Genomic DNA, 20,675 nt, shown 5'->3' with positions numbered 1-20,675 from the left:
CCTCAATCTAATAGAACTTCTTTTGTCTGATGAAATTTATCGAGTCGATCCTCTCGATTAACGGGGAGATAGTCAGGTTCATCCCGTCGGCCGGGCCCTCTGTTAATCACTCGCCCAACCTCACCCACCACCTCGTCTGTAAAGCCTTTGTGCGCAGAGCGGCGTACATCATTTGATCTCCAGTACCAGCAGGAGGCGGCAAAGGCAAGATATGAATCAGAACCTAAAAGCTCCGGATTCGCTACGACATCAACATTTCTAATGTACTTCACCACGTAAGAGTTAAATGCTTTGTAATTTCCCTCAGATGTAATTTGTACAAAACCACGGCCTTTATAGTGAGAAGCACTACTTGCATATTTAGACGGGAGTTCGGTCATCAAGCTCACTCCCCCCCCCGACTCATGCTCACCCTGGGCCAAATAATGACTTTGCTCTAATCTGTCAGAAAATCCCCATTGAAGCATTATCTTATTAAGACTAGGCGCGTGGGCACCAACTACTTCTGCTTTTGTTTGTGGCATCAATCTGTAAATTTCCTGATCACTTAGGGTGGCTTTGATTTCTTGCCCATGCTCTGCTTCCCGCATGGATACTACGTGTACTGGCGGAGGGTGGGATTCGTATAGTCCATTAAAACCCACAAAAAATAAGGAAGAAACACATTGAAAAATAATTTATACCGTCACCAATACCGTCAAAAAATTGCTCTCTGTCGACAGTCTCATCAGCAACATGAATCCTTGTTTTTCAAATACGGGACGTAGCTTAATCTGTACCAATAGTACGAAAACTCCCCTGCAAATCTGAGCCGTCCATATTGATCGCAAGGCCGACTTGCTGTTTATACTCGACAGTTGCATGTTGAATCGGTTGAACAGAGGAGGCTCCGTAAGCACGGGGACAGACCAACTATAGATCTAGCTAGCGACAAACATTCGTATCGCCGCCGCTCCCATCACTGCAGTTGCTATCCAGCCGAGCGCAGTTGTCAGCCGGCCTGCGGTAAATTTCCCCATCACAGATTTCTTTGAAACCATCACGATAATCACGATCATCAACGGCACGGCGACGACGCCATTGATCACAGCGCTCCAGAACAGAGCTTTCATCGGACTGATCGGCGAATACTGAATGGCGAGCCCCGCCAGCACGCTGACGGCGATGACGCCATAGAATCCGCGTGCGTCGCCTGCCTTGCGTTCCAGTCCGGACTTCCAGCCCATAGCCTCCGACAGCGCATAACCGGCAGAACCAGCCAACACTGGTACGCCGATCAGGCCGACGCCAAGAATGCCAAGAGCAAACAGGATGTAGGCAAAATCCCCCGCGAGAGGCCTAAGCGCGCTGGCTGCCTGGGCAGCGCTATCAATATCTTTGACACCGGCAACGTTGAGCGTGACAGCCGTCGCCAGAATAATGAAAAAGGCCGTGATATCGGAATAAAACATACCGCTCCAGGTATCCCACTGAATGCGGCGAAGTTCGTTGCCAGGATCCTGGCCGTCACGGATCAACGGGACAGCGCCGGGTCTTGCCTGTAAATCCTCAACTTCTTCGGATGCCTGCCAGAAAAAAAGATAGGGACTGATGGTGGTGCCGAAGACGCCGACGATCACGGCAGCGGTAGCAGAATTGAATTCGAATTTCGGCCAGACAGTGCGCAGCGCCACTTCTCCCCACGGAACATGAACTGTGAACAGGACCGCTGCGTAGGCTAGCAGAGAGAACGTCAGCCATTTCAGGAAGGAAACGTAGCGATGGTATGGAATGAATACTTGCAACAGCAAGGTGCCAAATACAAAAAAAGCTGTCATCAGATGACGGTTGAAGCCGGTAACCAGCTCCGCTACCTCTCCCATGGCAGCCACATCGGCCGCAATATTGAGAACATTGGCTACCAGCAGCAACAGTACCACCGCCAGCAGTACGGCCGGGGAAAACGTATCCTTGATATTTGCCGCCAGCCCTTTTCCCGTGACCCTGCCGATACGCCCGCACATGGACTGGATTGCGGCCATCAAAGGGAACGCCAGCGGCATTGTCCACAGCATGTTGAGGCCGAACTGGGCGCCCGCCTGCGAATAAGTGGCAATACCGCTGGGATCGTCGTCGGCGACGCCGGTGATCAATCCGGGCCCGACCCGGGCCAAAGGATGTTCCTTCAGGCGCTCCCACAAGATCCGAAGGCCGTTCACAGGAATCGGGGCGCCGGAGTCGACGTTGGCCATTTTCATGCGTTACGCTATTGCCGTGGCGCCGGCCAAGACGGAGTCTGCATGAAGCAGGTCTTCGGCGCTGCCATGCACGATCAGGAGGTATTTGTCTACCTTCAGGGCCGTCTCGTATTCGATCACTTGGTCGTCCGCCACGCCGATACCGGTCAACGCCGCTCCCAAGGCTGACGCGCCGCCCACAAACAGCGCTCCTTCGAAGGCGCCGACCAGCGCCGATACCAAAGGCCCGGCTGTCGCCATCAAGCCTAAGCCCGGTAAAAAGAAGAATACAGTCGGGGCCAGCAGCAAACCCCACGCGCCACCGAACAAAGCCCCTACCCCACCCCAGGAACGGATTTTTTCGCTCACGGTATGAAATCCGACGGGATGCTCTTCACTATGGCATCCCCTGCCGACCAGCGACAACTTCGTAACATCGAAGCCTGCCTGGCTCAATGAGCGGATGGCCTGCTCCGCCGCCTCATGGGTGCGGAATGCATAGACCGGCGGATGCATTTTTTTCATGATCGGTTCCCAGACAATTGTAAATTAAAGAAAATCAAACTGCTTTGACAAGCAACACCGGCACCGGCGATGTGCGCACTACTAGCTCAGCATCGCTACCCATCATCAAGCGTTCTATCCCGCGCCGGCCATGCGTTCCCATTACGATGACGTTGGCGCCCCACGCTGCCGCGCGTTCGACGATGATGGTAGCCACGCGTCCGCCTGCGCTTTCCCGCAGCTCAGTATCAACCGGAACTTGGGCAGCTTTAAGGACGGCTTGTCCGCGTGCGAGCAAGTCTTCTGCTGCGGTCAGCGCCAAGGGTCGAATCTGGTTGACGTAGACTTCGGCCTGCTCGAAACCACTGGTGTAGGCGGCCATATCAAGCACATGCAGCAGACGTACATGTGCAAAACAGATTGCGGCAAGTTTTGCGGCTTCCGCTACCGCGCGATCCGAGGTTGGACTGCCGTCAACTGGAACCAATATATTGGTGTACATGATAGATATCCTGAATATCAAATGAATCAAATAAAAAACAAGTACGTCGTTTGATGTATGCCACACCATCGTTCTCGTCGTGTCCGCTGACAGGGCAGCAAGTATCTGACAGATGCAACCCGGATCCTATAGAGGTAGCCAATAAGCAATTTGACCTACATCAAACCGGGGCCGATTTGTCCGGGAACCGCAGGAATATCTGCGTCCGCCCGGATGCGGCGCCCGAGGGTTCTTCTATGGTGATATGGCATACGCCCCATGGCGTCAGATTTCTGCCGCAAATTTGATATGCATCAATCGCCTCTGGCGATTAAAGCACACAATAACGCCAGACAAGACATGCGCTGCCTCGACTGGCGCTTGAGAATTTTCATTTCTGACAAGGAGATACCATGTTTCCACTCTTGGAACCTGTTTCAGCCGCGATGAAGGCCGCATGCGAAGCCCAACTTAATGTCATGGCTGAACTGACCACCGCAACGCTCGAAGGTGCAGTAAAGGCCACCAACCTGAATCTGGATACGATGAAGGATTCACTGGCAAAGTCAGCCAATGTCTCGCAGCAAATGATGTCTGCCGCTACGCCTCAAGAATGGCTGTTGCTGAGATCTGCGCAAATGCGGCCAACCGCTGAACAAGTTTGCGTCTATAGCCATCATATGGCGGATATAGTTTCTTGCACCCAGGCTGAGATGTTCCGAGGCGCTGCAACGCACGCGGCAAAAACCGCCAACAAGATGAAAAAACTGGTGGTTGGCGCCAGGTAGCAAGAAAGCCAGCAAACCGAAAGTATGGCTGCATGTGACAGCAACGACTTCAGCTTACGCGAATCGCGGTATTTTTTGAAAGGCACTCCATGTCAACAGGCATCGTCAAGTGGTTCAACGACTCCAAGGGTTTCGGCTTTATCACTCCGGATGACGGCGGCGAAGATCTGTTCGCGCACTTCTCCGCAATTCAGATGAATGGCTTCAAGACTCTAAAAGAGGGCCAGAAAGTCAGATTTGAGATAACACAGGGACCAAAAGGCAAGCAAGCTTCCAATATCCAGGAAGCGACTTAATGCACCGGTAGTCCATCAAGGAGAATTCCATGACACGCCCTTCTACGATGCATGCCCTGGTCTATCATGGGCCTGGAAAAAAATCGTGGGACTCTGTTCCCACGCCAATAATTGCCAAACCCACAGACGCCATCGTCAAGATGCTCAAAACCACCATTTGCGGCACGGATTTGCATATCTTGAAAGGCGACGTGCCGGAAGTCAGCCGCGGCAGGATACTGGGGCATGAAGGCGTCGGCATCGTGGAAGAAACCGGCAGCACCGTCAGCAATTTCAAGAAGGGCGACCATGTGCTCATCTCTTGCATTACCTCTTGCGGCAAATGCGAGTACTGCAAAAGGCAAATGTATTCGCATTGTGCGGACGGCGGATGGATACTGGGCCATCTGATCGACGGTACGCAGGCCGAATATGTACTGATTCCGCAAGCCGACAACAGCCTCTATCCAGTTCCTGCCGGGATGGACGAAGAAGCCCTGGTCATGCTAAGCGATATTCTGCCGACCGGTTTCGAAATCGGCGTCTTGTATGGCGCTGTGAAGCCGGGTGATACGGTCGCCATCGTCGGCGCCGGCCCGGTCGGCATGGCAGCCCTGTTGACCGCGCAATTTTTCTCGCCTGGAAAAGTCATCATGATCGACATTGACGAATCTCGGCTTGACCTGGCTACGAAGTTCGGCGCAACGGAAGTCATCAACAGCACCAAAACCGAGCCGGCAGAACACATCAAGGCAAGCACAAAAGACGGCGTCGACGTTGCGATTGAAGCAGTTGGCATTCCACAGACATTCGATGTCTGTCAGCAAATAGTCCGTCCCGGCGGCCATATCGCCAATGTTGGCGTACATGGCAAGAGCGTAGATTTCCAGATCCAGACACTGTGGGCGCAGAACATTACGCTGACTACCGGCCTGGTCAATACCAATACTACAGCGATGCTGCTCAAGACCGTTGAATCGAAAAAGCTAAAGCCGGAAAACCTGATCACGCATCGCTTCACTTTCGACCAATTTTTGCGGGCCTACGAAGTCTTCTCCAACGCAGAAAAAGAGCAAGCTATGAAAGTCATCCTCAGCAGCACATGACACGCTGACAACTTGGAATTTGATGAAGAGGCCGATCTTCGATATCTTCAAGATCGGCTCTTTTTTAGAGAATCATTTCTTAACCGTGCAAATTCGGCTTGACGATTCTTTTCCACTCGCCTAGCCGAGAGTTTTCTTCTTTCCTTAAGGCCATATCAAGCAATTTGTCATTACCGTAAATATCGTCAAAGAAATATATCTTATCGTCGCCTTTCACGATAACAGTAGCGTAAGCAATGACAACCGGCAGTGGATGCCTGAGGCGCAATGTTGTTGATTTCCCGCTGTCCATCGCATCGCGGATACGCTGCTCAGTCCATTCTGGCTGGTCGTTCAAGACGAATTTCGCTAATGCCAACGGATCTTCCACGCGGATACAGCCATGACTGAAATCGCGTCGATCGCGGTCAAACAAATCGATTGCCGGAGTGTGATGCAGATAGATACTGTCGCTGTTGGGAAAGACGAATTTGATGTTTCCCAATGCATTGGCGGGCCCGGGGCGTTGGCGCATCTTCATCTGGCCATGCATCACGGCTTCAAGGTTTTTCTGCGACAGATCAGCTACGACAGTGCCGGCTCGGCTGACGAATTCGAGACCTTGATTTTTGAAATAGGCAGGGTCCCGCCGCAAGCGCGGCACCACTTCCGATTTGGCGATCGAAGCCGGGATATTCCAGTATGGACTGAATTCGATAAACCGCATATCTTCAACAAAAATCGGAGTTCGCTTGTTCATCGCCTTTCCCACAATCACATTCGTGCGGACCTTCACGCTGCGCTCCTTTGTATCGTAAGCGCGCAGTACAAACTCAGGAATATTCACCACAATCATGCGTTCGTTCATCAGCAGCGGCGTCCATCGCAGACGCTCAAGCGTCAGCTCAATTTGCCGTATGCGCGCCGAGACGGGAATACTCAACGCCGCAAATGTACTCTTGCCAATTATTCCATCGGATCTCAGGCCGTGTCGCATCTGAAACGCTTTGACTCCGTCGACTATGGCTCCGGCGTATGCCGTGCTGGTCTCAGTGCTTGTACGCATGTCGCCCAGGGCTACCAATTTTTGCGCAAGGTCGCGGGCGCCGACATAAGACTGACCGGGTTCGATTTTATTTGCCGGCAACGGCGACAGAGGACGTTGCATGAGCGGATTCCTTGCGAGCTCCCGATAAGCGGCCAGTGCCTGTTGCAACTGGCGATAAAGCGGTAACTGCGGTGCGGCCGCACGCACGGCGGCAGGCAGCGCATGGCTGGCAACGGCTTGCCTCAGGTAAGCAGCAGGAATCAGCTGCCGAGGCGGCGTCTTGAACGATGCGTGGATATCAAGTGGATTAATTCGGCCAAAATGCAAATCGGAAATGAAACGTTCCACAGCCTGCGTGAGTGCGATCGCATCACCAGCCCGACCATCGTCCGAAGAGAGTGCGCCGCGCCTTGCTTCATCGACGATGTACGCGAGGAAGTTTGCCCGGTAGTCTTCAGGATTGAGGCCATCTTGATCAGCAGCCTGCAGGATTTTTACAGCCTGGATTGCCTCTTCGCTGGGACGGCCGTTGACAAACCAGGCGGGGATATCGTCCGCAAGGACATTGCAGCCGTATCCCAAAAGAAGAACCGTTATTCCAATGTACGAACATCTGGCAAACCAAGTGCGAAGAGCCGTTGCTTCCTTAATCGACTTTTTCAAAATCAGCGCAGCGACTTGATCAGTGTCTCAAGCAAGACCAGCGGCGATTTGTCATGCGGCGTGACGGCAGGTACCTGGCGGTCGATGCAAAGTAGCTGGTAGACCGCCGTTTGCGCGGCTCGCACAGAATATTCGACGGTGAAAACGACATCATCCGCAATTTCAACGAACTGACTGATGAATGCCAGGTTCTTGGAATTCCGGGGCACGGGCAATGGCCGGTCGCCACGCGTACGCGGCATGAACATGCTCGTAATGTATGGCATGCGGCAGGGAATACAGATTGCCTGAGCGACAGAATCCAGGTCGAAGCGCAGATGCCCGCAAAGCTCGCGAAGAATTTCCTCGCCGTTGCACTCCGCCATGGGCTTGGCGACAAAATTTCCCACTCTGTCCGGGAACAGGGCATAGCCCCAAAATACCTGTACATCTTCCGGCTGATCGGAAAAATGCGGCTGATGCGGCAGCACCACCGACAGCAACCAATTGGAATCCTTGAATGTCACCAGACCGCCGGTCCCCTCTTGGTTGCCGGTAAATTCCTTTATGCCCCGGAAGAATGCCGGATTCTTCGAAGTTACCGTGAACGATTCCCAGGACGACTGGGCAATACAGCTGTTGAAGACGGCAGGATTTCCGAATTCCGGCCTCCCCAGTGCAAGTTTTTCCCAGAGCGTCCAGCCGCCGCTGTCAATCTTGGACAAGGACGCAGGAGCGGTTGTCATGGAACCCAGGCTGGAGGCATCGGTCATTGAGCCGTTTTGAAAGAAAACCAGGTCGCCCGGCCCAACTTCGATGACCTCGTTCACGCCTCGCCGCCGGCATCGGATGGCGCTGACTACGAACATGTCGTCGACTGTCCGGTGTTCAAAATCCGTCACCGTGCAATCTATGATGAAACGAACGCCTTCCGCCGCCAGCCAGCTGTGCAATGGACGAACCAGGGAATCATTTTGATTGAAAATGGTGCGCTTGACGCCTCCCAGCGTTTCGATACGTGTGAATTCCAGCATGAAGCGATGCAGATAACGCTTGAACTCTACCGCACTGTGCCAGGGCTGGAAAGCGAAGGTGGTGGACCACATGTACCAGAATTCGGTCTCAAAGAAAGGCGGCGACAGCCAGTCAGTGATATTGCTGTTGCCCAGCATATCTTCGTCTGCATTGCTGAGCTTCAGAAGTTCGGCGCGATCCTGCATCGAAAACCCCATCGACGCCACCGGGACTTTGCCGCGCCAGCGGTCGATCAGCCGAGCCTTTGAGTCGGACCTGTGCAATTCGTTGAATTCAATGGTTTCTTCAAGTACAGACTTGTTCTCGGCCGTCAGCGACGGAATCGACTTGAACAAATCCCAGGTACATTCGTAGTTGTCGAAGGTCAGCATGCGGCCACCGCGCATGGAGTAACCCTGTTCAGGATTGCCGCATCCGTCCAGGCTGCCGCCTGAAACGCTGGCAGCCTCCAGGATGGTGATATCGCTTCCCCGCATCCTGCCGTCGCGGATCATGAATGCGGCGGCGGCCATGGAACCGATGCCGCCTCCCACCAGATATGCTTTCTTGTTCATTTTTTCCATTCCCTTGAAAATTCATATTGCTTCTACAACGCAGCTCGAACCGGCTTGTTCAGTTCTTGCGGAAATCGATCACCACGCGCGACGCTACTTCGCCATGCTCAAGCCGTTCGAAAACCCGGTTGATGGCGGACAGCGGCTGCAATTCGATATGCGCCTTTACCTTGCCTTCGGCGGCAAAGGCAAGCGCTTCCGCCATGTCCTGGCGCGTACCGACGAACGAGCCGCGCACCGTGATGCAATTCGCGACCACGTCGAACAGTGGAAACGGAAATTCACCCGGCGGCAGGCCGACCAGTACGCAGGTCCCGCACTTGCGAGTCATGGCGACGCCTTGCTGGAACGCTTCAAGCGAAGGCGCGGTGATCAAGACGCCCTGGGCGCCGCCGCCCGTCGCTTCTTTCATGGCGGCGATCGCGTCGCTGGCCCGGGCATTGATGGTCAGCTCGGCGCCCAGGGATTTTGCCTGGGCCAGCTTGCCGTCGTCGATATCAATCGCACATACGTGCAAGCCCATTACTTTGGCGTACTGGATGGCCAGGTTTCCCAAGCCTCCAATGCCTGAAATCGCTATCCAGTCGCCAGGCTTTACCCCGGCTTCCTTGATACCTTTATACGAAGTGACTCCGGCGCAGATGATCGGCGCCGCATCGACTGCCGCAAGGCTTGCGGGGATATGGGCGACATAGCTGGCGTCAGCCAGGATGTACTCGGCAAAGCCGCCATTCTTCGTGTAGCCGCCAAACTGTGCTTCCGCGCATACCGTTTCGTGGGCCGAAAGACAATACTCGCAATGACCACAAGCCGAATAGAGCCACGGCACGCCAACCCGATCGCCCAGCCTCGCCGTCGTCACGCCAGCCCCTACCGCCACGACCAGACCGATGCCTTCATGTCCTGGAATGAACGGCAGTGCAGGCTTTAGCGGCCAATCGCCGTGGGCGGCGTGCAAGTCGGTGTGGCATACGCCACAGGCTTCTGTCTTGACCAGGATCTGGCCGGGGCCGGCAGCGGGAATATCCCACTCTCGGATCACCAGTGGTTTGCCGAACTGTTCGACAACGGCAGCCTGCATTTTATTTGTCATGACGCTTCCTTCTTTTGGATAGGTGATTGGCGCCAGCGTAACCGTACAGGACAACAGCGTTATTGATGTGAATCAAATTTCGCATCGATACGAAGATTTCTGTCATGCCTGCTTGTTCTACGGATAAATTTGTTGACTTGGCGGCGCAGTTTGATAGCGGTCGAACACCCGACAGATGACATGTATCAGTAGCCTGCCTCTGGCAAGTACGGTGATCCTGTCAGGCTCAATCCGTAGCAGGCCGTCCGCCGCCATGTGTCGCAACATGCCCATTTCCGCTGCAAAATATTCTTTGAAAACAATCAAATAGGCAATTTCCAGGACACCGAGCGACACCTCGAAATTGCAGGCCAACCGCTGGATGATGAAGCGACGCAGCAGATCGTCCTTCGTCAAATACATGCCGCGCCCAATAGGCAGCGTGCCAGCGTCGATCTTCGCGTAATAATCGCTCAGCTTCCTTCCATTCTGGCTATAGCAACTGCCTATGGCGGAGATGGCCGACATGCCGAAGCCGATCGCATCGGTCTCGGCATGTATCGAAAAACCTTGTAAATTGCGATACAAGCGTCCCTGCTGTTGGGCCAATGCAATGTCGTCTCCCGGCTTGGCGAAATGATTCATGCCTATATACACGTAGCCTGCCAGGTTGAGTTGCCGGACGCACCGATGAAACATATCTAGCCTGCTGTCCGTACCAGGCGGTTGTATACGGCAAGACGGGTGCCCCGCTGCCGAAGCGTGCGAAAAACGCATATAGTCATGCAGTACGACGCGGTCAGGTGCGGCAGCAGTGATAATGGCCAAATTGCGCGCGACCGACATGAGATTCTGATAGGGGTGGCCATAGATGAAATCGACGCTGACCGAGCGAAAGCCTGCTGCTTGTGCCGCCTGGATCAGTTCAGCAGCCTTGGCGGCGGACTGGGCCAGCTTGCCATTATGCGCAATCACGACGGCTGGATTCCGGGTAAGATCTTGAGCGCTCAAACTTAGCCGGTTGAAACCTTGCGCATGCAGTGCATGAAGGTGCGCAATTGATGTCGTGCATGCTCCTATCCTTACGGCATATTCACGGCCGGCGCCGGCCGCAAGATTAAAGGAGCGTCGCAGATGCTGCATCAGAGCGTCGCTCTGTTCCGTGCGCAGGCAGATCGATGCGGCGGCGCCGACATACAACTGTTCGACCGTATCCATATCGCTGAATAGCGCCGATTGCATATCGATCTCGCGCTTCAGATAGCGCAGATAGAGATCTGTACGGCTGCGGCATGGCCCGGAACGGCCGCTGCAGGCTTGACAATCGAAGCCGGCGTCGCAGCCAGGCATGCGCAGATATAGCGACAAGCCGTGCCGTGGTCTCGCATTGTGGCGATCGGCAACGGACTTCATAAAATCATCAGCATCGAAGCGCGTGGAAAAATGCTTCGTGGCGGGATACGTGACATACCCGGAGCCATATTCTTCCATGCTTGACAACACTGATTTACTCAACTGCAGTGGCGCAATGCCCGATCCGTCTGAATGTGACATCTTGATTCTCGTAGCCGGTCGCCCTGGGTGGACGAACGTCGGCATAGCCACCGTATGCTGCCTGGACTCGCGTCACCTTGATATGCATCAAGTGCGAACATGTAAGCCGGAAAACACCGTGGTTTGACAGATCGCTCCATGCTTGCGGCGCCGTCCTGTATAGTTGATTTACATCAAAAGCTTTTTGTATCCCTATTGTTATCCTTTGGATCTGCCGCGGCGTCCGGCCTGAGCTCCGCAACCGGACTGCCGTTCAATCTACTTTTGACTAACATGACCGATACCTCTCACACCACCTTCCATGATGATTTACGCGTACTCCACAATCTGACGTTCGACGAGATTGCCGTCGGCGATAGCGCCAGCATGGAACGCATGTTGAGCACCGAAGATATCCAGCTATTCGCTGTCATGTCCGGCGATGTCAATCCCCAGCATCTTGATCCGGAATTCGCTGCTGCCAGCCGTTTTCATGGTGTCATCGCCCACGGCATGTGGGGAGCGTCTCTGATTTCAGCGGTGCTTGGCACCCGCCTGCCCGGGCCGGGTACGGTGTATCTGGCGCAGACTTTGCGGTTCCTGCACCCTGTACGGGTGGGTGACACTCTCACCATCAGCGTCACGGTGACGGCGCGCGATCTTGAAAAAAAGCAGCTTAGGCTCGCTTGTTCATGCATCAACCAGAATGGCAAGATTGCGATCGAAGGCGAAACCGAGGTGATCGCGCCAAGCGAAAAGATCGCGTATCCAAGGACGACCTTGCCCGAAGTCCGGCTCAGCTCCGGTGACAAGGTGCAGCGCCTGCTGGAGCATGTGAAGTCCTTGAAACCCATCCGTGTTGCGGTAGTGCATCCCTGCGATGAACCGAGCCTGTCGGCGGCGCTAGATGCGCGCCGGGCGGGCTTGATTGAACCGCTGCTGGTGGCTCCACGGGCCAAGCTCGAAGCGGTGGCAACAGCCGCCGGCCTGGATTTGTCCGGCATCGCCATCGAAGATGTTCCGCACAGTCATGCGGCCGCCGCGCGCGCAGCAGAAATGGCCGGCAAAGGTGCAGTCGAAGCGATCATGAAAGGCAGCCTGCATACCGACGAGCTGATGGAAGCCATCGTGGCAGCGGCAGCCGGACTGCGCACCAAGCGCCGCATCAGCCATTGCTATCTCATGCAGACCGCTGCTTATCCGCGCCCTTTTATCATTACCGACGCCGCCATCAACATTGCCCCGACATTGGAGGAAAAAGCGGATATCGTGCGCAATGCCATCGACCTGGCGCATGTGATCGGCGTCGCCTGTCCGCGGGTGGCGATCCTGGCGGCGGTGGAAACGGTCAATCCGCACATGCCGGCGACGCTGGATGCTGCAATACTCTGCAAAATGGCAGAGCGCGGCCAGATTACGGGCGCGCTACTGGATGGCCCTTTGGCGTTCGATAATGCGGTCTCTGTCGCTGCCGCCAGCATCAAGGGCATTGTCTCGGAAGTCGCCGGCCGTGCCGACATTCTGGTAGTACCTGATCTGGAGAGCGGCAATATGCTGGCCAAACAGCTCGAATACCTGGGCGATGCCGCCAGTGCGGGCATTGTGCTTGGCGCCAAGGTGCCAGTCATCCTGACCAGCCGCGCCGATTCGCGCGAAACCCGCATCGCGTCCTGCGCCATCGCCTTGATGCTGGCCCATCATTACCGCAGCCATCCACAATGAACACGCCCCCAATCCCGCCGGCCGGCAGCGCCGGATTTGTCCTGGTGCTCAATTGCGGCTCGTCCAGCATCAAATTCGCCCTGTTCGACGCGGCTCATCCTGTGCTGCCGCGCCAGGCCGATTGGAAAGGCAAAGTCGAGGGCATAGGCGACGCCAATCCGAGCTATGTCGAGTCCGGCATCGAATCCGGACCGTTGGCGCTGGATACAGTACAGCCCTATCACAGCGCGTTGATACATATACGCGAGCGAGTAGTCGTCCACCTCGGCGCTCGCCGCTTATGCGCGGTGGCGCATCGCGTAGTGCACGGCGGTAGCAAGTATTCAGCGCCGACACAAATTGATGCGACTGTATTGGCGGACTTGAAAACCTACATTCCATTGGCGCCCTTGCACCAGCCATTTGCATTGGAAGCCATCGAAGTATTGCTGGCCGACCAGCCTGGACTGCTGCAGATAGCCTGTTTCGACACCGCATTCCATCACACGCTGCCCTACGTCGAGCAAATGCTGCCGTTGCCTCATGCGCTATGGGAACGCGGCTTGCGACGCTACGGGTTTCACGGCCTGTCATACGAATATATGTCGGTGGCGCTGGAAGAACGGTTTGGCGCCGCTTCCCACGGCCGCGTGATTGCTGCCCACCTGGGCAGCGGCGCCAGCCTGTGCGCAATGAGAGAATTGCGCAGTATCGGCACGACCATGGGATTTTCAGCACTGGACGGGCTGATGATGGGTACCCGTTGTGGCGCGCTCGATCCAGGGGCGGTGCTCTACCTGATGGAAATCGAGAAGTTGAGCCTGGAACAGGTAGCCCATCTGCTGTATCACGAATCTGGCTTGCTAGGTGTTTCCGGCGTCTCCCCGGATCCACCGGCACTGTTTGCTCAAGAGCAGCGGCAGGATGCCGTCGGCGATCAGGTACGCGCCGCACTGAACTTGTACGTGCGGCGCATCGTGCGCGAGATCGGCGCACTGACCGCTGTGCTGGGCGGTCTCGATTTTCTGGTGTTCACCGCCGGCGTCGGCGAGCACAGTGCGGAGATCCGCAGCCGCGTTTGCCGAGACCTGGCGTTCCTGGGAGTGCGCCTGGACCAGGATGCTAATCAAAGCAACTTGCCATTGATCTCTTCTGCCGACAGCCAGGTTGCGGCCGTTGTTGAGCCCACCAATGAAGAATGGATCGCGGCCCGGCATGCACTAGCTATCGTCCGTTCCTAGTTGACAATGGATGCTACAGCATCTGCCATTACCTGGACGGGCGTGCGCGGCGCGTAGAGATTGTCAATGTCGGTGTGAAAATGCGCCAGCAATGCATTACGCTTGAGTTTCAATGTCGGCGTCATCAAGCCGTTTTGCAGCGACCATGGCTCCGTCGCAATGCGGACAATGCGCGGCACCACGTAGGCTGGAAAGCGCATGCTAGCCTGCTGGACTTTATTCAGGACGGCATCCCGCAACTGCGGCGAGGCCATGGCAATGCCCACGCTCGCATCAAGCTGCAATTGCTGCGACAGCTCAGCCAATCCGGCTTGGCTCAGAACGACAAAGGCCGCGATGAACGGCCGGTTGTCGCCAATCACAAACGCTTGTTCAAACCATGGATCGGCCGTGATCGCCAGTTCCAGGTCTGCCGGCGCAACCTTCTCGCCAGTGGAGGTAACGATGATCTCCTTGATCCTGCCGACAATACGAATGCGCCCCCCTTCCATTACTGCCTGATCTCCGGTACGCAGCCAGCCATCCCCTGTCATTGCCTTGGCGCTTTCTTCGGGGCGCTTCCAATAACCGGCCATGACGCCGTCGCCACGTACTTGCAGCTCCTGGTTATCGCCGATGCGCACTGCAACTCCAGCCAGCGGCCTGCCAACCGTGAGTGGCCAATTGTCGGCGGGCGTATTACAGGCAATCACCGGCGATGTCTCGGTCATGCCGTAACCCTGCACCAAGGGCAAGTCGAATCCAAGGAAACATTCTGCCACCGCCTGCGACAACGGCGCGCCGCCGCACACCGCAATACGCAGTCGTCCACCGAACTGGGCCAGCACTTTGTGCGCCACTAACGGCCGCAGGAGGGCAAACAGCAAGGCATCCAGCCAGTACGGAGCAGCGCCGGCGCTAGGCAAATGCTGGTGTCGACAAAAACGTCGCCAGCCGATTGTTCGCGTCAACGCGAATAATCCTTGCGCCATGCGGCTGGAGCCGGCCAGCGTCTCCAGCAATTTCATGTACGATCGCTCATAAATACGCGGCACCGAGACCAACACGGTAGGCCGGACGATTTTCAGATCTTCCGGGATCTGCGCAATCGACCGGACGTAAGCAACGCAGCTGCCGGCGGCAATCGGCAGGTAATAGCCTACCGTGCGTTCGAAAGTATGCGACAGCGGCAGGAACGACAGGAACACATCCGACGAACTTACACTCACTCTTGTCATCATCGCGCGGATATTCGACAAGACATTATTGTGAGTCAGCATGACCCCCTTAGGCTTGCCTGTGGTTCCCGAGGTATAAACAATGGCCGCCAGGGCGTCGCCCGGCACTGCCAGTCCGCATGCCTTGCTGGACAGAGCGCCGCCGGCCAGCCAGGCAGGCAAGGCAACCACCAGTCCCTGGGAATGCAGCGGCGAATGGTGATTGGCGAAATTTCCATCGTCCGTCACCAGCACCAGTTTTAACAGCGGCATTGCTTCACCGACGGCGGCGATCGCCTCCCATTGTGCGCGGGTCGACACCACCAGCATCGCGGCGTCGCAGTCCTTGACGATGTATGCGATGCTGGCCGGATTGTCGAGCGCATGCATGGGTACAGGAACCAATCCTAGTGCCAGACACGCCTGATCGATGCAGACCGCATCTATCCCGTTAGGCAGCAATATCGCTATCCTTGCGCCCAGCGGGAAATGCAAAACAGCCAGCGCACTGCGCCAACTCCTGACGCGCTCGCTGATTTGCTCCCAGCTGTGGGAGCGCCAATGCCCTGTCGTTGGATTGAAATGGCGATACGCTTCGTTTTCGGGTGTCAGCCTGACCCGCCAAGTGAACAAATCCCCCAGCGTTGCAATTTCCCCCAGACCTGTGATCATCGCGCTCTCCATGAAACTTCCCCTTTTACCCACTGTTCACAATCACTCTAGTGGCAACTCTTTCCGGCTGAGTTGATATGGATCAAATTTCCCCACCTGGTCACGGTTATGCTGGGCGCAATCCTTCTCGGGAAAGCAAAATCATGGAAAGAAACAAACAATCCGCCAGCCCGGAACGCCTGGCAAGCGCATGGCTAGGCGCGGCGCCTGAGCGATCCGCAGCGCCATGCAGCCAGGTTCCTCCGCTTGACATGATCGCCAACGCAAGCTTGGCCCAGGTCACCGCCAATCTTTCGCCCGCCGCCCTGGGCAATGCCTATTTCGACTGGCTGGCGCACTTGCAGCTGGCGCCGTCTGAACAAGCCGGGTTGTTGCAAAAGGCGTGGAAAAACCTGTGGCGCTGGTCGCTGTATGCTGCCGCAACCTCCATTCCGGGCGCCGCAGGCATTACGCGTTGCGTAGAACCGCTACCGCAAGACCGGCGTTTTGCCGATCCGGCCTGGGACCGCTGGCCCTTCAATCTTATCGCGCAGGGTTTTCTGCTCAACCAGCAATGGTGGCATGGCGCAACGACGGGGATTCCGGGCGTTTCCCGGCACCACGAGGATGTCGTGACATTCTCGGCGCGGCAAGTTCTGGACATGCTGGCGCCGTCGAATTTCATTTCCACCAATCCGGTGATCCAGCAAGATGCGCTGCACAGCAACGGCCTTAGCCTGGTGCGCGGAGCCCAGCTGGCCATGGCTGACGTGTTGCAAGCCGTGACAGGACATGCGGCGGACGAAGCATTCAAAGTCGGTGAAAACATGGCCGTGACGCCGGGCAGCAACGGGACGTCACGCGGCAGGAAGGCTCGTGGTGGCCGGCCTGGGAAGCCTGGCTGGCCACCCGTTCCGGCAAACAAATCAGGCCGCCGGCCATGCACCCGCATCATAGGAAAGCGCCGGGCCTGTATGTATTGCAACCCTGAAGTCAGAAACGATACGATTTTTGATTTACATCAATATCTCTGCCTCTCGCCGAATTAAGCTGATAACCGACTCTTCATTTTCCGATGGGGCAAAAATGATCTCTTCTCGTCTGACAGGGCAAGTCGAAAGCCAGCTGCAACGGCGCCGGAAATACATTCTGGCAGCCGTCCGTTCGCACCCTGCCTCGACAAGCCATGTCAACCAGGCGCATTTCAATCACAGCAATGGGGACGAGGTCATCACGGCGGCGTTGCTTACCGATGCCGAAATCGCCTTGCTGCTCAACCAGCCGGCGGAACCGCAAAAGATACAGGCCGCGCTGCGGCGCATCAAATCGCATGTCTACGGCGCCTGCATTACGTGCGGTGCAGCGATTGCACCACAACGGCTGCGCATACATCCGACGGCAGAGCGTTGCCAGCACTGCCAGGCCAAGATGGAAGACGATCAGCACCACGAACCCGAGCCTGGCGCTTGATTCATTTTTCGCAAGGACGTTTCATGTCATTCAATCACATCGTCGTATGGCTCGATCATGCGAAAGCCCACATCATCGAATTCAGCCCGAATGCGGCTGAGCACGAAATTATCAGAGTACATTCCAGGCATGCGAATCCATATGCGGCCGAAAGGCATTCCAGGATACCGGATGCGGTGGAGCAGACGCCCTACTTTGACGCCATTGCAAAAGTCTTGCCGCAAGCTCTTCAGATCCTGATCGTGGGACCCGGCCTGGAAAAGATGGCCTTTGTTAAGCATCTACTGAGACACAAACATCAACTGGCAGAAAAAATCGTCGGCGTGGAAACCGTGGACCATCCCGACGACCCGCAATTGCTGGCGTTTGCGCATAAATATTTTCTCAAGGCAGATTTCCTGCTCTGATCGACCAAAGAGGCCTCACATGGACTACAAGACTATCCTCGTACACGTAGATGAATCCCGGCGTGCCCAGGAGCAGATCAGGATTGCCGCATTGCTTGCCCAAAAACACAATGCGCATCTGATCGGCGCCGCGGTGACCGGCATCGCCCCCCAGTTTTTCATGCCGGGAGTCATCGGCGAAAGCAACCTGGCCCTGCTCGGGCCGGCATTGAGCGAACTGCGCGAACAAGCGGCCAGCCGGCTGGCGGATTTTGAATCCACTGCCTGGAAAATGGACGTCAAATCGTTTGAAAAACGTCTGATCGAGGAGGATGCGGGCGTCGGCCTATGCTTGCAGGCACGCTACAGCGACCTGGTGGTGCTCGGCCAAGTCAACCCAGTCGACTATTCCACAATGCTGCGTGCCGATTTCCCCGAATATGTATTATTGAATTGCGGCCGGCCGGTGCTGATCGTCCCCTATGCGGGTCATTTCCCGGCTTGCGGCAAAAGAGTACTGGTAGCCTGGGATGCGAGCGTGGAAGCGACACGGGCCGTCAGCGCATCGATCCCACTGCTGCAACAGGCCGACGTGGTACAGGTCGTGGTATTTGACAAGGGTATGCCGTCCGGCGCTCATGGCGAGCAACCAGGAACCGACATCGCTCTTTACCTGACGCGCCACGGCATCAAGGTAGACGTCTCGGAACAGACCATGCCGAAGGATATCGACACTGGCAACGCACTGCTGTCACACGCCGCGGATTTCGGCGCCGACCTGATCGTGATGGGAGGATATGGCCATAAGCGCTTCCGCGAAATCATGCTGGGAGGTGTGACACAAACGATTCTGGAATCGATGACGGTGCCGGTTCTGATGGTGCATTAAGAGAAAACGCCCTGCCACCGGTGTGGCAGGGCGTGCTGCTTCAGTCGCCGGATGCTATCATCCGCCCCACGCGCCAACCTCGGCAATCACCATCTTATCGATTACGCGCGTCACACCCGGCGCTGCTGCGGCTGCCTGTAAGGCGGCGTAGCGCTCCGACCAAGAACGCACCGGTCCGGTAAGCGTCACCTGGTCGCCGTTGACGACTACTGTAATTCGCTGCGTTTCGATGTGGGCGCGCCGCTGCAAAGCGGCTTCGATCTTGACCGTGATATCCCTAGGCAATACGGCAGGCTTGACCGTGATCTGATTACTGACGCCGGTCACTCCCATCAGGTTACGGATGGACTTTCCCGCAGCCACACGCTGGTAGTCCCGTTCCAGTTCGCCGCTCAGCGTTACCCAGCCGTCTTCCACCATCACTTTTACCTTGTCTTTTGGAACCAGAACATTCCATTCCAATGCAAACTCGGAGGCGCGCACGATTTCGGCATCCGCACGTTCGCTTGCCCCGGACAGCCTGACGTCGAGTTCGACTGCAACTCCTTTGACGCCTGACACCCGCAGCGCGGCCTGTTCGGCGGCATATTTCTCGGCATAACTGCTCAGGTGCCCACCCAACGTCACCACTCCATCCCTGACTTCAACTCCGATCTCCGTGTCATTGATGGAAGGATCCCATTCAAGCTCATCCATGACATCCTGCTTTAACTGACGATCGCTCTTCATCACATCTCCATTGACGATTGATAGAAAACATCTCCCGTAGCGGCATCTGCGCGGCGTCTTAGCTGCCATTTTAGACGGTCTCCGTCTATGCTTCCTAGAACTGGTTCTGCTTGCCGCGCTCAATTTCGCATCCTGACGATCATTTTAGATACGGTAGAAAATCAAGCTTTGATGCACATCAAAAAAAGCCGGAGGCTGTCACTGTTAACAGGTCGGGGCGGCGCAATATCTTAGAATGGCCGCGTCTTCAGCTTCGGATGGCCCTTTGTCGATATATGCCATAGACAGTGCACATTCGGTGGTAGGATGCCAAAATAGTATGCAGTGGGGTCGTCAACCAACAAGTAACAAGCGGAATCCAGCTATGAACACACCTTTTTCCAGAGCCCCTTCACCTCTTCTGAACATTCCCGTCCTGAAAGCCAGTTGCGCGGGCTGCAGCTTGCACCAGCTGTGCCTGCCAATGGGCCTGGACAATGCCGACATGGGGCGTCTCGATCAGATCATCGGGCGCGGGCAGCGTATCGCCCGTGACCAGCGCTTATACAGGATGGGGGACCCGTTCAAAAGCCTTTACGCGATCCGTTTTGGACACTTCAAAACTTGCCATATAAGCAATAACGGTGAGGAGCAGATTACCGGCTTCCAGATGGCTGGGGAATTGCTCGGCATGGATGCCATCAGTTCAGATCTTCACCACTGCGACGCCGTGGCGCTGGAAGATAGCGAAGTCTGCGAGATTCCATTTGCGCGGCTGGAAGAACTGTTCGGCCATATTCCGACCCTGCTGCATCATTTCCACCGCATCATGAGCCAGGAAATCACGCGCGATCAGAATGTCATGCTCTTGCTTGGGAACATGCGTGCTGAACAGCGCTTTGCTGCTTTCTTGGTCAATCTGTCCTCACGTTACTTGGCGCGCGGCTATTCTTCCACCGATTTCCAGTTCCGCATGTCGCGGGAGGACATCGGCAATTACCTAGGCCTGACTATCGAAAGCATCAGCCGGCTCTTGTCCAGTTTCAGGTCGAAAGGCTGGATCGCTGTCGACAAGCGGGAAATCCAGATCCTTGATCTCACAAAATTGAAAGAGCTCACGCTTGGCGGCGAAACGACGCCGATGGTAAAAAAAGATTGCAAGCCGCCCAATCCAACGCCTGCTAAAAATTGAAGTCGCAC

At 55.9% G+C, this 20,675-nt stretch carries 20 protein-coding genes; 10 read left to right on the top strand and 10 right to left on the bottom strand.

Annotated features, from left to right (window positions below):
- Window positions 1–2: 2 nt before the first annotated feature.
- The 4 genes from AC07V8_RS17505 to AC07V8_RS17490 form a co-directional block, all read right to left on the bottom strand.
- Entirely contained in the window at window positions 3–590 is a 588-nt protein-coding gene (locus AC07V8_RS17505; protein WP_494680235.1) for a glycoside hydrolase family 19 protein, read from the bottom strand.
- A gap of 330 nt (window positions 591–920) precedes the next feature.
- Entirely contained in the window at window positions 921–2,231 is a 1,311-nt protein-coding gene (locus tag AC07V8_RS17500) for an NRAMP family divalent metal transporter (protein ID WP_494680259.1), read from the bottom strand.
- A 9-nt stretch (window positions 2,232–2,240) separates the two neighbouring features.
- Complete coding sequence (locus AC07V8_RS17495; protein ID WP_494680234.1) at window positions 2,241–2,741, bottom strand: DUF1269 domain-containing protein; 501 nt, start codon at window positions 2,739–2,741, stop codon at window positions 2,241–2,243.
- A 34-nt stretch (window positions 2,742–2,775) separates the two neighbouring features.
- Complete coding sequence (locus AC07V8_RS17490; RefSeq protein ID WP_494680233.1) at window positions 2,776–3,222, bottom strand: universal stress protein; 447 nt, start codon at window positions 3,220–3,222, stop codon at window positions 2,776–2,778.
- Between the two features lie 392 nt (window positions 3,223–3,614).
- Here AC07V8_RS17490 and phaP point away from each other — a divergent pair, with 392 nt between their 5' ends.
- The 3 genes from phaP to AC07V8_RS17475 all read left to right on the top strand — a co-directional run bounded on the left by phaP (window position 3,615) and on the right by AC07V8_RS17475 (window position 5,370).
- Window positions 3,615–3,989, top strand: a complete 375-nt coding sequence (gene phaP, locus AC07V8_RS17485) for a TIGR01841 family phasin (protein ID WP_494680232.1) — start codon at window positions 3,615–3,617, stop codon at window positions 3,987–3,989.
- Between the two features lie 89 nt (window positions 3,990–4,078).
- Window positions 4,079–4,285 carry a cold-shock protein gene (locus AC07V8_RS17480; protein ID WP_494680231.1) on the top strand — a complete coding sequence of 69 codons (207 nt, stop codon included), beginning with the start codon at window positions 4,079–4,081 and terminating at the stop codon, window positions 4,283–4,285.
- A 47-nt stretch (window positions 4,286–4,332) separates the two neighbouring features.
- A complete protein-coding gene (locus tag AC07V8_RS17475; protein ID WP_494680258.1) occupies window positions 4,333–5,370 on the top strand; it encodes a zinc-dependent alcohol dehydrogenase family protein in 1,038 nt (345 codons plus the stop codon).
- 79 nt (window positions 5,371–5,449) lie between these two features.
- On the opposite strand, the gene AC07V8_RS17470 is transcribed toward AC07V8_RS17475, so the two are convergent.
- The 4 genes from AC07V8_RS17470 to hemN all read right to left on the bottom strand — a co-directional run bounded on the left by AC07V8_RS17470 (window position 5,450) and on the right by hemN (window position 11,254).
- Window positions 5,450–7,060 (bottom strand): L,D-transpeptidase family protein, encoded by a 1,611-nt coding sequence (locus tag AC07V8_RS17470; RefSeq protein ID WP_494680230.1) that lies wholly within the window; start codon window positions 7,058–7,060, stop codon window positions 5,450–5,452.
- Between the two features lie 2 nt (window positions 7,061–7,062).
- Window positions 7,063–8,628 (bottom strand): oleate hydratase, encoded by a 1,566-nt coding sequence (locus AC07V8_RS17465; RefSeq protein WP_494680229.1) that lies wholly within the window; start codon window positions 8,626–8,628, stop codon window positions 7,063–7,065.
- A 58-nt stretch (window positions 8,629–8,686) separates the two neighbouring features.
- Complete coding sequence (gene adhP / locus AC07V8_RS17460; protein WP_494680228.1) at window positions 8,687–9,721, bottom strand: alcohol dehydrogenase AdhP; 1,035 nt, start codon at window positions 9,719–9,721, stop codon at window positions 8,687–8,689.
- A gap of 117 nt (window positions 9,722–9,838) precedes the next feature.
- A complete protein-coding gene (hemN, locus tag AC07V8_RS17455; protein ID WP_494680227.1) occupies window positions 9,839–11,254 on the bottom strand; it encodes an oxygen-independent coproporphyrinogen III oxidase in 1,416 nt (471 codons plus the stop codon).
- Between the two features lie 273 nt (window positions 11,255–11,527).
- Between hemN and AC07V8_RS17450 the strand changes: the two genes are divergently transcribed.
- Together AC07V8_RS17450 and AC07V8_RS17445 are read left to right on the top strand one after the other, a co-directional pair.
- The gene (locus AC07V8_RS17450; protein ID WP_494680226.1) at window positions 11,528–12,955 is read left to right on the top strand and encodes a bifunctional enoyl-CoA hydratase/phosphate acetyltransferase; all 1,428 of its coding nucleotides are present in this window, start codon (window positions 11,528–11,530) and stop codon (window positions 12,953–12,955) included.
- A complete protein-coding gene (locus AC07V8_RS17445) occupies window positions 12,952–14,175 on the top strand; it encodes an acetate/propionate family kinase (RefSeq protein WP_494680225.1) in 1,224 nt (407 codons plus the stop codon). The genes AC07V8_RS17450 and AC07V8_RS17445 overlap by 4 nt, the downstream gene beginning before the upstream one ends.
- Here the strand turns inward: AC07V8_RS17445 and AC07V8_RS17440 are convergent.
- Entirely contained in the window at window positions 14,172–16,043 is a 1,872-nt protein-coding gene (locus AC07V8_RS17440) for an AMP-dependent synthetase/ligase (RefSeq protein WP_494680224.1), read from the bottom strand. The two genes, AC07V8_RS17445 and AC07V8_RS17440, sit on opposite strands and share 4 nt — an antisense overlap.
- A gap of 77 nt (window positions 16,044–16,120) precedes the next feature.
- Here AC07V8_RS17440 and AC07V8_RS17435 point away from each other — a divergent pair, with 77 nt between their 5' ends.
- The 4 genes from AC07V8_RS17435 to AC07V8_RS17420 are packed head-to-tail and all read left to right on the top strand — an operon-like array spanning window position 16,121 to window position 18,767.
- On the top strand, window positions 16,121–17,071 hold the full coding sequence (locus tag AC07V8_RS17435; RefSeq protein ID WP_494680223.1) for a poly-beta-hydroxybutyrate polymerase N-terminal domain-containing protein: 951 nt from the start codon (window positions 16,121–16,123) through the stop codon (window positions 17,069–17,071).
- 37 nt (window positions 17,072–17,108) lie between these two features.
- Entirely contained in the window at window positions 17,109–17,492 is a 384-nt protein-coding gene (locus AC07V8_RS17430) for a TraR/DksA family transcriptional regulator (protein WP_494680222.1), read from the top strand.
- Between the two features lie 23 nt (window positions 17,493–17,515).
- Window positions 17,516–17,899, top strand: coding sequence for a translational machinery protein (locus AC07V8_RS17425; protein ID WP_494680221.1), 384 nt, complete (start codon window positions 17,516–17,518; stop codon window positions 17,897–17,899).
- A 19-nt stretch (window positions 17,900–17,918) separates the two neighbouring features.
- Window positions 17,919–18,767, top strand: coding sequence for a universal stress protein (locus tag AC07V8_RS17420; RefSeq protein ID WP_494680220.1), 849 nt, complete (start codon window positions 17,919–17,921; stop codon window positions 18,765–18,767).
- A 57-nt stretch (window positions 18,768–18,824) separates the two neighbouring features.
- On the opposite strand, the gene AC07V8_RS17415 is transcribed toward AC07V8_RS17420, so the two are convergent.
- Window positions 18,825–19,496 (bottom strand): BON domain-containing protein, encoded by a 672-nt coding sequence (locus tag AC07V8_RS17415; protein WP_494680219.1) that lies wholly within the window; start codon window positions 19,494–19,496, stop codon window positions 18,825–18,827.
- A 364-nt stretch (window positions 19,497–19,860) separates the two neighbouring features.
- Between AC07V8_RS17415 and fnr the strand changes: the two genes are divergently transcribed.
- On the top strand, window positions 19,861–20,667 hold the full coding sequence (gene fnr, locus AC07V8_RS17410; RefSeq protein ID WP_494680218.1) for a fumarate/nitrate reduction transcriptional regulator Fnr: 807 nt from the start codon (window positions 19,861–19,863) through the stop codon (window positions 20,665–20,667).
- Window positions 20,668–20,675: the final 8 nt, after the last annotated feature.

The organism is Collimonas sp. GW821-FHT02H07, from assembly GCF_059421505.1.
Note: the sequence above shows the minus strand (reverse complement) of the source record. Positions and strands in the feature narration are given on the sequence as shown.

Bases quoted from the DNA above. Each gene is read 5' to 3' on its own strand.
- AC07V8_RS17475 (WP_494680258.1), top strand. From the start codon at position 4,333: ATGCATGCCCTGGTCTATCATGGGCCTGGAAAAAAATCGTGGGACTCT.
- AC07V8_RS17430 (WP_494680222.1), top strand. From the start codon at position 17,109: ATGATCTCTTCTCGTCTGACAGGGCAAGTCGAAAGCCAGCTGCAACGG.
- hemN (WP_494680227.1), bottom strand. From the start codon at position 11,254: ATGTCACATTCAGACGGATCGGGCATTGCGCCACTGCAGTTGAGTAAA.
- AC07V8_RS17415 (WP_494680219.1), bottom strand. From the start codon at position 19,496: ATGAAGAGCGATCGTCAGTTAAAGCAGGATGTCATGGATGAGCTTGAA.
- AC07V8_RS17480 (WP_494680231.1), top strand. From the start codon at position 4,079: ATGTCAACAGGCATCGTCAAGTGGTTCAACGACTCCAAGGGTTTCGGC.
- fnr (WP_494680218.1), top strand. From the start codon at position 19,861: ATGAACACACCTTTTTCCAGAGCCCCTTCACCTCTTCTGAACATTCCC.
- AC07V8_RS17420 (WP_494680220.1), top strand. From the start codon at position 17,919: ATGGACTACAAGACTATCCTCGTACACGTAGATGAATCCCGGCGTGCC.
- AC07V8_RS17490 (WP_494680233.1), bottom strand. From the start codon at position 3,222: ATGTACACCAATATATTGGTTCCAGTTGACGGCAGTCCAACCTCGGAT.
- AC07V8_RS17425 (WP_494680221.1), top strand. From the start codon at position 17,516: ATGTCATTCAATCACATCGTCGTATGGCTCGATCATGCGAAAGCCCAC.
- AC07V8_RS17505 (WP_494680235.1), bottom strand. From the start codon at position 590: ATGCGGGAAGCAGAGCATGGGCAAGAAATCAAAGCCACCCTAAGTGAT.
- phaP (WP_494680232.1), top strand. From the start codon at position 3,615: ATGTTTCCACTCTTGGAACCTGTTTCAGCCGCGATGAAGGCCGCATGC.
- AC07V8_RS17445 (WP_494680225.1), top strand. From the start codon at position 12,952: ATGAACACGCCCCCAATCCCGCCGGCCGGCAGCGCCGGATTTGTCCTG.
- AC07V8_RS17450 (WP_494680226.1), top strand. From the start codon at position 11,528: ATGACCGATACCTCTCACACCACCTTCCATGATGATTTACGCGTACTC.
- AC07V8_RS17495 (WP_494680234.1), bottom strand. From the start codon at position 2,741: ATGAAAAAAATGCATCCGCCGGTCTATGCATTCCGCACCCATGAGGCG.
- adhP (WP_494680228.1), bottom strand. From the start codon at position 9,721: ATGACAAATAAAATGCAGGCTGCCGTTGTCGAACAGTTCGGCAAACCA.
- AC07V8_RS17435 (WP_494680223.1), top strand. From the start codon at position 16,121: ATGGATCAAATTTCCCCACCTGGTCACGGTTATGCTGGGCGCAATCCT.
- AC07V8_RS17465 (WP_494680229.1), bottom strand. From the start codon at position 8,628: ATGAACAAGAAAGCATATCTGGTGGGAGGCGGCATCGGTTCCATGGCC.
- AC07V8_RS17500 (WP_494680259.1), bottom strand. From the start codon at position 2,231: ATGGCCAACGTCGACTCCGGCGCCCCGATTCCTGTGAACGGCCTTCGG.
- AC07V8_RS17440 (WP_494680224.1), bottom strand. From the start codon at position 16,043: ATGATCACAGGTCTGGGGGAAATTGCAACGCTGGGGGATTTGTTCACT.